Genomic DNA, 12870 nt, shown 5'->3' with positions numbered 1-12870 from the left:
ATTTCCGGGCGCAGTACCGTGGACGGGTGGACAACAGGCAAGCACTCGGATCGTGGCTTTCCGGGCCCCGCGCGGCGGCGGAAGAGGCCGGTGTCGACTTCGGATACCGGGGTGAACAGCTCGGTCTGCCCGAGGAGGGACCCGGCTCGATCGCCCGCCCGGGGCGGCGGCTCGGCGCCCTGGCCGTGGACTGGGGCCTGAGCCTCCTGATCGCATACGGTCTCATCACCCAGAGCTACAACGAAGCGGCCCAGATCTGGGCGCCGCTGATCATGTTCGCCCTGATGGTCCTCACGGTCGGTACGGTCGGCTTCACGCCGGGCAAGCGGCTCCTCGGCCTGCGGGTGCTCGCCCTGGACACCGGCCGGGTCAGCCCGTGGCGCGCGGTGCTGCGCACGGTCCTGCTCTTCCTCGCGATCCCCGCCCTGATCTGGGACCGCGACGGCCGGGGCCTGCACGACCGGCTGGCGGGCACGGTCGAGGTCCGCATCTGACACGCACGAACGGACATGAACGAACGGACATGAACGAACGGACATGAGTGAAGGGGCGGCCGGAGTGATCCGGCCGCCCCTTCACTCATGTGGTCTGCGGGCTGTCAGCGCGCCTTCGGCCCGCCGCCCCTGGGCATCCGCATGCCCTTGGGCATCGGACCCTTCGGCAGCGGCATGTTGCTCATCAGGTCGCCCAGGGCGCGCAGTCGGTCGTTGGTTGCGGTGACCTGCGGGCCGGTCAGCACGCGGGGCAGCTTCAGCATGGTCGTGCGCAGCTTCTTCAGCTCGACCTGGCCCTCGCCCGTGCCCACGACCAGGTCGTGCACCGGGACGTCCGCGACGATGCGGTTCATCTTCTTCTTCTCGGCGGCGAGCAGGGACTTCACCCGGTTGGGGTTGCCCTCGGCGACGAGGACGATGCCCGCCTTGCCGACCGCGCGGTGCACCACGTCCTGGTTGCGGTTCATCGCCACCGCGGGGGTCGTCGTCCACCCCCGGCCGATGTTGTCGAGCACCGCCGCCGCGGCACCGGGCTGGCCCTCCATCTGCCCGAAGGCGGCCCGCTCGGCCCGGCGCCCGAACACGATCGCCGACGCGAGGAAGGCGAGCAGGAGGCCCAGGATTCCGGCATAGATGGGGTGACCGATCAAGAAACCGATCGCGAGGAAGACACCGAAGGTGACGATTCCGACTGCCGCGAGTACAAGACCGATCTTCTTGTCGGCCTTGCGGGTCATCTTGTAGGTCAGAGCGATCTGCTTCAGTCGCCCGGGGTTCGCAGCGTCCGCTGCAGGTTCCTTCCTCGCCATGCCACGCAGTCTACGTGGCCCCACAAGCGCCTACGACGGCAGTGTCCGCGGGGCGACTCGCGGGGGAGGGGAGCGGGCTCAGGGGTGGACGGAGACGGAGCGGGAGACGGACTGCTCGAGGACGCGCTGCGCCTCGACCCGGTCCTTGGCGCGACGGCGGTCCTCCAGCACGGAGGTCCAGGCGTTGCGGCGGGCGGTGCGCTGACCGCTGCTCAGCAGCAGCGACTCGACGGCACGCAGGGCGGTGGTGAAGGACGGAATCGCGGTGGCGCGAACGGGCGCGGCCTGCATGGGTGAGGTCCCCCCTCGGGAGCGGTGTACGTGCTGTGAGTTCAGCGTCACTGATTGGTGTTACCAGGGCGTGTCCGACCGGTCAAACACCCATGAAGCCCCGGCGGGGATCCGTGGAACGCCGACGCGGTCCTGACATGCGCCCTCATCTGCGAGGACGGTCAGGACCGCGTCATATCGGTCACTACCGGCGGGTAGTCTCTTGTGCGCGAATTCACACGCTTGTCTCGCCCTTTGGCGGGAAGGGCGGTGACGGTTCGTCAGACGGCCTGGGCCGCGATGCGCGCGTCCCGCTGCTCCATGGCCATCCGGTAGAGCCGCCCGGCGCGGTACGAGGACCGCACCAGCGGGCCCGACATCACACCGGAGAAGCCGATCTGCTCGGCCTCCTCCTGCAGCTCCACGAACTCGTGCGGCTTGACCCAGCGCTCCACCGGGTGGTGGCGCACGGAGGGCCGCAGGTACTGCGTGATGGTGACCAGCTCGCAGCCCGCGTCGTGCAGCTGCTTCAGCGCCTCGCTGACCTCCTCGCGGGTCTCGCCCATGCCGAGGATCAGGTTCGACTTGGTGACGAGGCCGTAGTCGCGGGCCGCGGTGATGACCTGCAGGGAGCGCTCGTAGCGGAAGCCCGGGCGGATCCGCTTGAAGATCCGCGGGACCGTCTCGACGTTGTGCGCGAAGACCTCGGGGCGGGAGGAGAAGACCTCCTCCAGCTGCTCCGGGACGGCGTTGAAGTCGGGCGCGAGCAGCTCGACCTTCGTCCGGCCTGCCTCGCGCTGCGCCGTCTGCTGGTGGATCTGGCGGACCGTCTCCGCGTACAGCCAGGCGCCGCCGTCCTCCAGGTCGTCGCGGGCGACGCCGGTGATCGTGGCGTAGTTCAGGTCCATGGTGACCACGGACTCACCCACGCGGCGCGGCTCGTCGCGGTCGAGCGCCTCGGGCTTGCCCGTGTCGATCTGGCAGAAGTCACAGCGCCGGGTGCACTGGTCGCCGCCGATGAGGAACGTGGCCTCGCGGTCCTCCCAGCACTCGTAGATGTTGGGGCAGCCGGCTTCCTGGCAGACCGTGTGCAGGCCCTCGCTCTTCACGAGGTTCTGCATCTTGGTGTACTCGGGGCCCATTTTCGCCCGGGTCTTGATCCACTCGGGCTTGCGCTCGATGGGGGTCTGGCTGTTGCGGACCTCCAGGCGCAGCATCTTGCGTCCGTCGGGTGCGACTGCGGACACGACCGGCTCCCTAGCGATTGATTCTTCGGCGTCCTCAAGGGTACGCCCGTTGATTTGAATGCCTGTGTGGGTACGGGGGCGTCTGATGGATCTCCGCGGCGTCGCGACGTCCGGCACGCACTCTCGCCGCACCGGACAAAAGGCCTAGTAGCTCCGCTACGAGGCCTTCCGTCCGGCACGCCGAGAGCACGCACCGAACGCCGCTCCTTCTTCCACGGAGATCCATCAGACGCCCCCCAGCCCCTCCACAGCCCGTTTTATGCCGCCGGCGCCTTCTCGATCTCCCGCGGCTTCAGCTCGGCGTTCTCCAGGACGTCCCGCAGGTGCCGCTCGACGACCGGCAGGACCTCCTCGATCGTCACGTCGCGGCCCAGTTCGCTCGCCAGCGAGGCGACCCCCGCGTCACGGATGCCGCACGGGATGATCCGGTCGAACCACTTGTTGTCGGGGTTCACGTTGAGCGCGAAGCCGTGCATGGTGACGCCCTTGGCCACGCGGATGCCGATCGCGGCGATCTTGCGGTCCTCACGGCGCTGGCCCGCGTTGGAGGGCGCGTACTCCGGGCCGTTCAGGCGCGGGTCGAACTCCTCGTCGTGCAGCCGCGGGTCGAAGTCCAGGGCCAGGCCGCCGAGCACGGGGCGCTGCTCGACCGGGTCGCCCAGCACCCACACCCCGCTGCGGCCCTCGACCCGGGTGGTCTCCAGGCCGAACTCCGTACAGGTGCGGATCAGGGCCTCTTCGAGGCGGCGTACGTGGGCCACGACATCCACCGGCCGCGGAAGCTTCTGGATCGGGTAGCCCACCAGCTGGCCGGGGCCGTGCCAGGTGATCTTGCCGCCGCGGTCCACGTCGACGACCGGCGTGCCGTCGAGGGGCCGCTCGTTGTCCGCCGTGCGCCGGCCCGCCGTGTAGACCGGGGGGTGCTCCAGGAGCAGCACGGTGTCGGGGACCTCGTCCGCGAAGCGCGCCGCGTGCACCCGGCGCTGCTCGTCCCACGCCTCCCGGTACTCGACGGCCTCGTCACCGAACCCCATGCGGACGAACCGCAACTCACTCACGGCAAGCGCCTCCCTAGGACGGGTGTGTCAGGCACGTATCGCGCCCCAGCCACTGTACGTCCGGCCCGGGCACGTCAGTCCTGGGGCCAATCCTCACACGATCGGATGAATGTCCGGGAAAATGTGTGATGGGGTGCTTACTCTCCGCTACATTCGCGCCGTCCAGCAAGCCAAAAGGCCTGCTCACAGGCAATCCGGCAGATCACCCACACCGGAAGGCAGGAGACCGCACCGCACCATGACGGAACGACCCGCGCAGCGCACCCCCAACCGACAGCTCGCCGCGCTCATCGCAGAAGCGGGGTTCTCCAACGCGGGTCTCGCCCGTCGCGTGGACCAGCTCGGTCTCGAACACGGACTCGACCTGAGATACGACAAGACATCCGTCACCCGGTGGCTGCGCGGCCAGCAGCCCAGGGGCACCACGCCCGCGCTGATCGCCGAGGTCTTCACCCGGCGCCTGGGCCGCCGTCTCACGGCCCAGGACCTCGGCCTGGACGCCTGTGCGCCCGTCTACGCGGGGCTGGAGTTCGCGTCCACCCCCGAGGAGGCCGTCGACATCGTCAGCGGGCTGTGGCGCAAGGACTCCGGCAGCCACGCCGAGCTGCGCAAGATCGCCTTCACGCCCGCCGGGCTCGTCGTGCCCAGCCGGGACTGGCTGATCGGCCGCGCCGACGAGAAGGTGGCCCGGGGCGAGCCGGCCGCCGCCCGCATCCCGGCGCAGGGCCGCCCCGCCCTGCGCCCCCCGGCCGAGCAGGGCGTGCCGTCCCTGCCCCGCCAGCGCGGGCAGGCCGAACGCGGGCCCGGCCAGAAGGTGACCGCCGGCGACATCGCCGCCCTGCGCTCCGTCGGCGAGCTGTTCCGCACCCTCGACGACGCCTACGGCGGCGGCCACGCCCGCCAGGCCCTCGTGCGCTATCTGGAGCACGAGTGCGAGCCCATGCTGCGCGGCACCTACGGCGAGCAGACCGGCCGCCGGCTGTTCGCCGCCGCCGCCGACCTGACCCGGCTCGCGGGCTGGACGTCGTACGACATCGCCGCGCACGGACTCGCCCAGCGCTACTTCGTGCAGGCGCTCCGGCTCACCCAGGCGGCCGGGGACCGGACGTACGGGGCGTACGTGCTGGTCACCATGAGCCGGCAGGCCGTCTACCTCGGGCACGGACGGGAGGCCGTGCAACTCGCGCGCGTGGCCCAGCAGGGCGTCGGCACCTCGGCCCCGCCGGTCGTACAGGCGCTGCTGCACGCCTCCGAGGCGCGCGGGCACGGAGTCCTCGGCGAGGTGCGGGCCTGCACGGCCGCACTGGTCCGCGCCGAGCGTGCCCTGGAGACGGCCCGGTCCGGGGACGACGTCCCGCACTGGGCCAAGTTCTTCGACGAGGCGCAGCTCGCCGACGAGTTCGGGCACTGCCACCGGGACCTTCAGCAGTTCCGCGCCGCCGCCCAGCACGCGGAACGCTCACTCCAGCTGCGCGCCCCGTCCTACGCCCGCAGCCGCCTGTTCTGCCGGGTCGTCCTCGCCACCGCCCGCCTCGGCCTCGGCGAACTCGACCAGGCCTGCCAACTGGCCGCGGAGGCGGCGGGCCAGGCCGCGGAGATGCGCTCGGTACGGGCGGTGGAGTACGTGAGGGACTTCGAGCGACGACTGGAGCCGTACAAGGACGCCGCTCCGGTACGGAATTACCGTGACAAGGTAGCGGCCTTGGGGTGAGGTTCCCAGGGGCGCGGGGAACTGCGCGAACAACCCCCGCGCACCCGCACCCGACGAACCACCTACGCAGCCCGCGGCACCGTCGGCAGCGGATCGGCAACATGCATCGACCGCCCGGCCCCCAAGTCCGCCAAGATCGCCGCGGACGCCCGGTGCCCGGAGTGCAGAGCGCCCTGGACCGTACTGGTATCCCGGTGATCCCCACACACATACAGCCCGGCCAGCAACCGCACCGGCCGCCGCAGATCATGCGGCGGCCGCATCGCGGGCACGGCCTCCGCCGTGTGGTGCACGGCCAACGTCTCCCACCGAGCCGTCGACACCCCGTACAGCCGCGCCAGATGCATCCGCACGGCCGTGTCGACATCCCCCGGCGGCCGCCCCAGCACCGTCGAGGACACCAGCGCCCGCCCCGCCGGAGCACGGGACGGATCGACCCGGCTGACCACAGCCGTATGCGCGACCGGCCCGCCGAGATCCGCGTCGAGCAGCAAGGACGCCCCCGTCCCCGGCGGTTCGTCCGTCGTGTGATGCACCACCGTCACCGGATGGAAGTCCGGCACCCGCAACCCGGGCAGCAACTCGGCCGCGGCCCTGGCGCCCGTCGCCACCAGCACCGCCCGGCACCGGATCTCCCCGTGCTCGGCGGTGGTCACCGAGGTCGTGGAGACGGAGGTGACGCGCACGCCGGTGTGCACGGTGCCCGGCGGCAGCGTGCTCGCCAGCAGCTCCGGCAGGGCCTCGGCGCCGCCCTCCGGCAGACACAGCCGGCCGCCCGCGAAGGCGCGCAGCGCGAGGTCCGCGCACCGGCTGGACGTCGTCAGGTCCGGGTCGCACAGCAGGGCGGCCAGCAGCGGACGCAGGAAGCCGTCGATCGTCCGGGCCGGCAGCCCGCGAGCCGCCAGGGCCTCACCGGCGGGCAGCTCCGGGCGGGCCAGCAGCCGTTCGGCCGGGGTACCGGCCAGCCGGGTCAGGGCGGCACCCAGGCGGGCCTGGTCGACGGCAGTGCCCAGCGGCGCGCCGGACCGGCTGCGGGGTACCGAGACCTGCCGACCGGGCACCGCCACCGGCCGCACCGGCCTCCTGGACGGCCTGGGCGCGGACGGCGACCGGGGAGCGCTCGCCAGGGCGCGCACAGCGTGCAGTGCGCCCCGTGCGCCCCCTGTGCCCGCCTGGACGCCCGCGCGATGGTGGCGTCCGTCGCCGTGCAGCAGGACCCCGGGCGAGAAGGGGCGCAGCACGAGGGTGCCGAGGCCGGGTGTCAGCCGTAGTTCCGGGTATGCCGTGGACAGCAACTGGCCGATTCTGTCGAGCCGGAAGCCGTCGACCTTCTCCGTCGCCATCCGGCCGCCGACCCCGTCGGCGGCCTCCAGGACCATGGTCGTCACTCCTGCGCTGGTCAGCCGGTGCGCGGCCGAGAGTCCGGCGACCCCGGCCCCCACGACGACCACGTCCGCCTGGTAAGCGGGCTCAAGCACGTGCCCCTCCTCGAGGTTGCGCGGGCGCTGGAGACGTCATGCCCTCAACAGGCCCCAGGGATACGCGAGTTCTGGTCGAGCGTAGGGCCGTGATCGGTCAGGGGGAGTCGCGCATCGACAGGGCACGGTCGCACAGCGGTCGCATACGGACTCCTTGTGGGCGTGAAGTGGTCACAGGGGGCTGGTGTGCGGCACGAGGGGCTGTCTCGGAACAGTCGGTCGGCATTGATCGGCATTGATCGGCAGTCGGTCGGCGGTCGGTCGGCAGTCGGTCGGCTGTCCTGACCGGGTGCGTCACAACGCCGCCCGGATCGCCCCCTCGATCTCCGGGAAGGCGAACCGGAACCCCGACTCCAGCAGTCGCGTCGGCAGGACCCGGGCGCTGCCGAGCACATCCCCGGCCATCTCGCCGAGCACGGCCTGCAGGACGGGCGCGGGCACCGCGAACAGTGTCGGGCGGTGCAGCACGCGCCCCATCGCCGCAGTGATCTCACGGTTCGTCAGCGGGTTCGGGGCGGTGAGGTTGAACGGCCCGGACAGGCCGTCGGTGTCGATGAGATGCCGGATCGCGGCGACCTCGTCGTGCAGCGCGATGAACGACCAGTACTGCCGCCCGTCGCCCATCCGCCCGCCGAGCCCGGCCCGGAACAGCGGGAACAGCCGCCCCCACGCACCGCCCTCGCGGGACACGACCAGCCCGGTCCGGATGAACACCGTGCGGACACCGGCCTCCTGGGCCGCTGCGGTGGCGGCCTCCCACTCCACGCACAGCTCGGGCAGGAACCCCTCGCCCGCCGGCGCGCTCTCGTCGACGGCCCGGTCCCCGGTCTCGCCGTAGTAGCCCATGGCGCTGCCGTTCACGAAGACCCGCGGCCGGTCCTGCTCGTCCAGGGAGGCGACAGCGCGGGCGAGCGCTGCCGTGCCGTTCACCCTGCTGTCGCGGATCCGCTGCTTGTAGGCGTCCGTCCAGCGGCGGTTGCCCACCCCCGCACCGGCCAGGTTCACCACCGCGTCGCACCCGGCCAGCCCGGCCGCGTCCACCCGCCCGCCCTCGGGGTCCCAGCGGACCTCGTCCGCGGCCCGGGGGGCGTGGCGTACGAGGCGCAGCACCTCGTGCCCGTCCGCGGTCAGGGACCGCACCAGGGCGCCGCCGATGAGACCGGACGCACCGGCCACTGCGATTCGTGAGCGTTCCATGGGCCCCATCCTGCCCGCCGCCGCCATAAATCCGGGGTACGGCCACAAGCCATCGCCGTAGGGTGACGCCATGCCCGAGTCCCGTGATCTCCGTATACGCCTCGCCACGCCCGATGACGGCGAAGGGCTGGCCCTGCTGGACCGGCTCGCGTGGTCGCACCTGCACGCGGTGGGGCCCGAGCCGCAGCCGCCGCACCCGCCGTTCTTCAGCGAGCGGCACGCCCCCGACGACTGCCTGGTCGCCGAACTCGGTGACCGCCTGGCGGGCTACCTCCACCTCGGCTTCCCGACGCCGGTCGACTCCAACCGGCACGTCCGGCAGATCCAGGGCCTCGTCGTCTCGGAGGAGGCGCGCGGCCGGGGCGTCGGACGGGCCCTCGTCCGGGCCGCCGTGGACGAGGCCCGCCGGCGCGGTGCCCGCCGCCTCACCCTGCGCGTCCTCGCCCACAACACCCCGGCCCGCAAGCTCTACGAGGCCGAGGGATTCGTGGTGGAGGGAGTCCTGCCCGAGGAGTTCCGGCTCGACGGGCAGTACGTGGACGACGTGCTGATGGGACGTTTCCTCTGAGCCGGTGCCGGGGCGCTTAGGACGCGGCCAGCTCGCCCGTGTCCACCGGTGCCGTCGCGTTCGCCGCGCGCTCGGCTTCGGAGGAGACCTCGGCCGCCGTCAGCACGTAGCCCGTCTCGGCGTCCGAGGTGGAGCGGGCGAAGACCACGCCGAAGACCCGGCCGTCCGTCGTCAGGAGAGGCCCGCCGGAGTTGCCGGGGCGGACCGTGGAACGGATCGAGTAGATCTCGCGGGTGACCGTGTCGTCGTTGTAGATGTTCTGGCCCGTCGCCCGGACCCGGTTCGCGACCGTCGCCGCCTGGAGGTTCAGGTCGCCGTCCTGCGGATAGCCGGCGACCACCGCCGAGTCGCCGCGCTCGGCGGTGTCGTCGAACCGCAGCACGGGCGCCTTCAGGCCCGGCGCGTACAGCACGGCCACGTCCTTCTGCGGGTCGAAGAGCACCACCCGCGCCTCGTACGTCCGCCCGACCCCGCCGATCTGCACGGTCGGCTCGTCGATGCCCGCCACCACGTGGGCGTTGGTCATCACGTGCTCCCGCGCGTACACGAACCCGCTGCCCTCGCGGCCCTGCGTGCCCGCGACGCCCTCGACCTTGACCGTGCTCAGCTTGGCGGCGTTCGTGGCGGCCGCCGTGACGCTGTCGCCGGAGGGGGCGGCGACCTCGGCGGTCGACTCGTTCTCGAAGGGGTTGAAGACCTGCGGGAAGCCCGCCTCGGTCAGCGCCGACGTGGCCCGCGAGAACCAGGCCGGGGTGGTGTCCGGCATCGTCTCCTGCACCGCGCCGAGCAGCCGGGAGTCCCGGATCGCCGACGTGACCAGCGGTGACGAGGACGCGCCCAGGACGCTCGCGGCCACCCAGGCCACGATCAGGACCGCGACCGAGTTGGCCACGGCCCCGCCGATCCCGTCCGCCACCCGCAGCGGCCCCCGGTCCAGCTCCCGCCGCAGCCGGAGCGCGAGACGCCCCGCCAGTTCGTGACCCACCACCGCCGGGAGCAGCACCGTCAGCACCGCCGTCACCGTCGCACGGGTCGAACCGGGCGGCACCAGGTCCATCACCCACGGCAGGATCCACACGCCGACGACCGCACCGCCCACGAAGCCCGCCAGCGACACACAGCCGGCCACCAGCCCGCGCCGGTAGCCGGACGCCGCATAGGCCAGGACCACCAGCAACAGCAGGATGTCGAGCAGGTCCACGCAACGCCGCCTTTCTGTCGGAACCCCTTAGTACGTGGGGGAAGGGCCCGGTGATCAGTCACACGCGCGTGAATGATCAGAACCGGCCACGTGCGCGTGCACTCGGAAAAACGTCGCGGACCGTGACGATGGTTCCACCAGGTGGCACATCACACATCGCGGACGGACCGGATCAGGCCGACAGTGGGTCCATGCGTGTCTTGCGAAGACGGCGGGGTACGCGCGGGCGCCGCGCCGCCGGGGCACCCGGCATAGCCGGTATGCCGCGCGCGGCCCGGGTGCTGCTCGGCTGCCTGCCGGGCGTCGCCGCCGTCGTGGCACTGGTGCTGTGCGCCCATGGCGTCGAGAACGCCGCCGAGACCGGCGCCCGCCCGGCCGCGCACCGCCCCGCCGGCACGCCCTACACCGCCCCGCGCCCGCACATCGTGCCGAGATCGCAGTGGCTGGGCGACGCCGCCCGCAAGCAGCCCCGCCCGCGCTACGACGACCGGGTCGCCGCCGTCTTCGTCCACCACACCGACTCGCCCAACGGCTACGACTGCGCCGACGCGCCCCGCATCCTGCGGGACCTGTACACCGGCCAGACCGGTACCCGCGCCTGGGACGACATCGGCTACAACTTCGTCGTCGACCGCTGCGGCACCGTCTACGAGGGCCGCGCGGGCGGCGTCGAGCGGGCCGTCACCGGCGCCCACACCCAGGGCTTCAACCACCGCACCACCGGAATCGCCGCCCTCGGCACCTTCACCGCGGGCATGCCCGTACCCCGGGCGATGATCCACGCCATCGCCGCGCTGTCCGCCTGGAAGCTCGGCCTGACCGGCACCGACCCGCGGGCGCGCGTCCGCCTGGTCTCCAGCAACGGCCTGAGCCGGTACGCGGCCGGCACCACCGCGAAGCTGCCCGCCCTCGCCGGCCACAACGACGGCTACATGACCAGCTGCCCGGGCGCCGCCCTGCACGCCAGACTGCCCGAGATCAGGCAGCTGGCCGCCCGGTTGCAGGGCCGGCCGACGGGCCCACAGGAAGGCCACAGCCGGCGCGCAGGGGCCTCAGATCCCGGCGCCCTACGGTCACCACCACGGGCAGCCGACTGGAGGTGGGGACCATGAACAACGGTCGTACGAGGAACCCGGGGATCCGGGCCGGGGTCACCCGCGGACCCTGGGCGGTGCTCCGCGAGGTCGCGACCGTCGTCCTGGGACCGCCCGCGGCCACCGCGTCCGCCCTCGACCAGGCCAACGCCGCCCCGCTGCACCACGCGGTCGGTCAGCCCCTGAAGCGCTCCCACAGCCGGGGATAGCGCTCGGCGAGCAAGTCCTCGTTCTCGAAGTCGAGCGGGGTGCCCTCCGGTTCCGGGGGCGCGGGCGGGATCCCCAGATCGGGGGCGACCGTGCCGGTGAGCTGCTCGTAGGCCTCGTCCGCCGCGTAGCCGAGCTCCTCGCCGTCGCCGTCGATCTCCTCGTCGAAGTCGTCCAGCAGATCGGCGAGCGAGTCCGGGTCGTGCACGGCGCCCTCGAAGACATGGCGGCCCTGGCCGATCAGCCAGCAGCGGAAGAAGTCGAAGGCGTCGTCGCTCGCCCCGTCCAGCAGCACCCAGGCGGCGCCCCACAGATCCCAGCGGTAGGCCCGGTTGTAGCGGGACTCGAAGTGCCGGGCGAAGTCCAGGACCGAGTCCGGGTCCTTCTGCGCGAGCCGCTCCACGAGCAGGTCGGCCTGCTCCTCCGGGTCGCCCTCGGCGGCCTCCCGGGCGTCGTCCACCAGCTCCCAGAACTCCGTCTCGTCCATCACGGGTCCAGCATCGGGCCTGGGGCACGGGGGCGCACCCGGAGTGCGCGGGATCGTTATACGCCGTCCCGCGGGTGGTACAGCCCGGCCAGCCGCAGCGCGTCCCCGGCGAACCGCTCGCGCAGGCTCTCCGGCGCCAGTACCTCCACCTCCGGGCCCAGCGCCGTCAACTGGGTGTGGGCGACCTCCTCGGACTCCACCGGCAGGGCCACCGTCACCCAGCCGTCGCCGTCCGGGGCGTCCGCCTCCGCCAGGGCCTCACGGGCGGACAGGGAGTCGAGGGCGTGCGGCAGCCTGCGTACACCGTCGGGGGACAGCCGGACCACGACCCGGGCCCGCAGGATGGACCGCGCGAACTGCTCCGCCCGCTCCTCCCAGAAGGCCGGCAGATCGAAATCCGGCTCCCGCTCGAAGCGCTCCTCGCCCGCGTCCACCGCCGTGAACCGGTCGATCCGGTACACCCGGAAGGACCCGCCCCCGGCCACCCGTGCGCACAGGTACCAGACGCCCGCCTTCAGCACGAGCCCGTACGGCTCCAGCTCCCGGACGACCTCGTCCTCACCGCGCCGGTAGCGCGCGGTGATCCGCCGGTCGTCCCACACGGCGTCGGCGACCGCCGGCAGCAGCACGGGCGTCTCCGGCTCCCTGAACCAGTTCGGGGCGTCCAGGTGGAACCGCTGCGCCGCCGTCCTGGACGCGTCCCGCAGGGAGGGCAGCAGGGCGGCCGACACCTTCAGCCGGGCCGCCGAGGCGGCGTCCTCCAACCCCATCTCGCGCAGCGCGCCCGGCACCCCGGACAGGAACAGGGCCTCGGCCTCGCTGCGGTGCAGCCCGGTCAGCCGCGTACGGTACCCGCCGACCAGCCGGTACCCGCCGACCCGGCCCCGGTCCGCGTACACCGGCACTCCCGCCTCCGACAGCGCCTGGGCGTCCCGGGTGACCGTCCGCTCCGACACCTCCAGCTCACGGGCGAGCTCGGCGGCCGTCATGGAGGGCCGGGACTGGAGCAGCAGCACCATCTTGATGAGCCGGGCAGCGCGCATGGACCA

At 72.5% G+C, this 12870-nt stretch carries 14 protein-coding genes; 5 read left to right on the top strand and 9 right to left on the bottom strand.

Annotated features, from left to right (window positions below; all coding sequences use genetic code 11):
* Positions 1-26: 26 nt before the first annotated feature.
* On the top strand, positions 27-494 hold the full coding sequence (locus ACZ3I3_RS04350) for an RDD family protein (protein WP_010037124.1): 468 nt from the start codon (positions 27-29) through the stop codon (positions 492-494).
* A 104-nt stretch (positions 495-598) separates the two neighbouring features.
* Here the strand turns inward: ACZ3I3_RS04350 and ACZ3I3_RS04345 are convergent, their stop codons facing one another.
* The 4 genes from ACZ3I3_RS04345 to lipB all read right to left on the bottom strand — a co-directional run bounded on the left by ACZ3I3_RS04345 (position 599) and on the right by lipB (position 3878).
* Entirely contained in the window at positions 599-1303 is a 705-nt protein-coding gene (locus ACZ3I3_RS04345; RefSeq protein ID WP_356924377.1) for a DUF4191 domain-containing protein, read from the bottom strand.
* Between the two features lie 78 nt (positions 1304-1381).
* Positions 1382-1594, bottom strand: coding sequence for an SCO2195 family GlnR-regulated protein (locus ACZ3I3_RS04340; protein ID WP_086564125.1), 213 nt, complete (start codon positions 1592-1594; stop codon positions 1382-1384).
* Between the two features lie 260 nt (positions 1595-1854).
* A complete protein-coding gene (lipA, locus tag ACZ3I3_RS04335; protein ID WP_467362410.1) occupies positions 1855-2820 on the bottom strand; it encodes a lipoyl synthase in 966 nt (321 codons plus the stop codon).
* Between the two features lie 257 nt (positions 2821-3077).
* Positions 3078-3878, bottom strand: coding sequence for a lipoyl(octanoyl) transferase LipB (gene lipB / locus ACZ3I3_RS04330; protein ID WP_467362408.1), 801 nt, complete (start codon positions 3876-3878; stop codon positions 3078-3080).
* A 238-nt stretch (positions 3879-4116) separates the two neighbouring features.
* Between lipB and ACZ3I3_RS04325 the strand changes: the two genes are divergently transcribed.
* The gene (locus ACZ3I3_RS04325) at positions 4117-5589 is read left to right on the top strand and encodes a regulator (protein WP_467362406.1); all 1473 of its coding nucleotides are present in this window, start codon (positions 4117-4119) and stop codon (positions 5587-5589) included.
* 62 nt (positions 5590-5651) lie between these two features.
* On the opposite strand, the gene ACZ3I3_RS04320 is transcribed toward ACZ3I3_RS04325, so the two are convergent.
* Together ACZ3I3_RS04320 and ACZ3I3_RS04315 are read right to left on the bottom strand one after the other, a co-directional pair.
* Positions 5652-7067, bottom strand: coding sequence for an NAD(P)/FAD-dependent oxidoreductase (locus tag ACZ3I3_RS04320; RefSeq protein WP_467362405.1), 1416 nt, complete (start codon positions 7065-7067; stop codon positions 5652-5654).
* Positions 7068-7361: 294 nt separating this feature from the next.
* Positions 7362-8264, bottom strand: a complete 903-nt coding sequence (locus tag ACZ3I3_RS04315) for a TIGR01777 family oxidoreductase (protein ID WP_467362404.1) — start codon at positions 8262-8264, stop codon at positions 7362-7364.
* Positions 8265-8334: 70 nt separating this feature from the next.
* Here ACZ3I3_RS04315 and ACZ3I3_RS04310 point away from each other — a divergent pair, with 70 nt between their 5' ends.
* On the top strand, positions 8335-8832 hold the full coding sequence (locus ACZ3I3_RS04310) for a GNAT family N-acetyltransferase (protein WP_467362403.1): 498 nt from the start codon (positions 8335-8337) through the stop codon (positions 8830-8832).
* Between the two features lie 16 nt (positions 8833-8848).
* On the opposite strand, the gene ACZ3I3_RS04305 is transcribed toward ACZ3I3_RS04310, so the two are convergent.
* Positions 8849-10033, bottom strand: a complete 1185-nt coding sequence (locus tag ACZ3I3_RS04305) for a MarP family serine protease (RefSeq protein ID WP_467362401.1) — start codon at positions 10031-10033, stop codon at positions 8849-8851.
* A 260-nt stretch (positions 10034-10293) separates the two neighbouring features.
* Here ACZ3I3_RS04305 and ACZ3I3_RS04300 point away from each other — a divergent pair, with 260 nt between their 5' ends.
* On the top strand, positions 10294-11145 hold the full coding sequence (locus ACZ3I3_RS04300) for a peptidoglycan recognition protein family protein (RefSeq protein ID WP_467362726.1): 852 nt from the start codon (positions 10294-10296) through the stop codon (positions 11143-11145).
* Positions 11142-11336, top strand: a complete 195-nt coding sequence (locus ACZ3I3_RS04295) for a hypothetical protein (RefSeq protein WP_467362400.1) — start codon at positions 11142-11144, stop codon at positions 11334-11336. The genes ACZ3I3_RS04300 and ACZ3I3_RS04295 overlap by 4 nt, the downstream gene beginning before the upstream one ends.
* Here the strand turns inward: ACZ3I3_RS04295 and ACZ3I3_RS04290 are convergent.
* Together ACZ3I3_RS04290 and ACZ3I3_RS04285 are read right to left on the bottom strand one after the other, a co-directional pair.
* Positions 11303-11821 carry a DUF4240 domain-containing protein gene (locus ACZ3I3_RS04290; protein WP_467362724.1) on the bottom strand — a complete coding sequence of 173 codons (519 nt, stop codon included), beginning with the start codon at positions 11819-11821 and terminating at the stop codon, positions 11303-11305. The two genes, ACZ3I3_RS04295 and ACZ3I3_RS04290, sit on opposite strands and share 34 nt — an antisense overlap.
* Before the next feature lie 56 nt (positions 11822-11877).
* Positions 11878-12864, bottom strand: coding sequence for a helix-turn-helix transcriptional regulator (locus ACZ3I3_RS04285; RefSeq protein WP_467362399.1), 987 nt, complete (start codon positions 12862-12864; stop codon positions 11878-11880).
* Between the last annotated feature and the right edge of the window lie 6 nt (positions 12865-12870).

The sequence above is a fragment of the Streptomyces sp. NPDC016851 genome (assembly GCF_055562795.1).
This window is presented reverse-complemented; position numbering and strand designations above follow the sequence as displayed.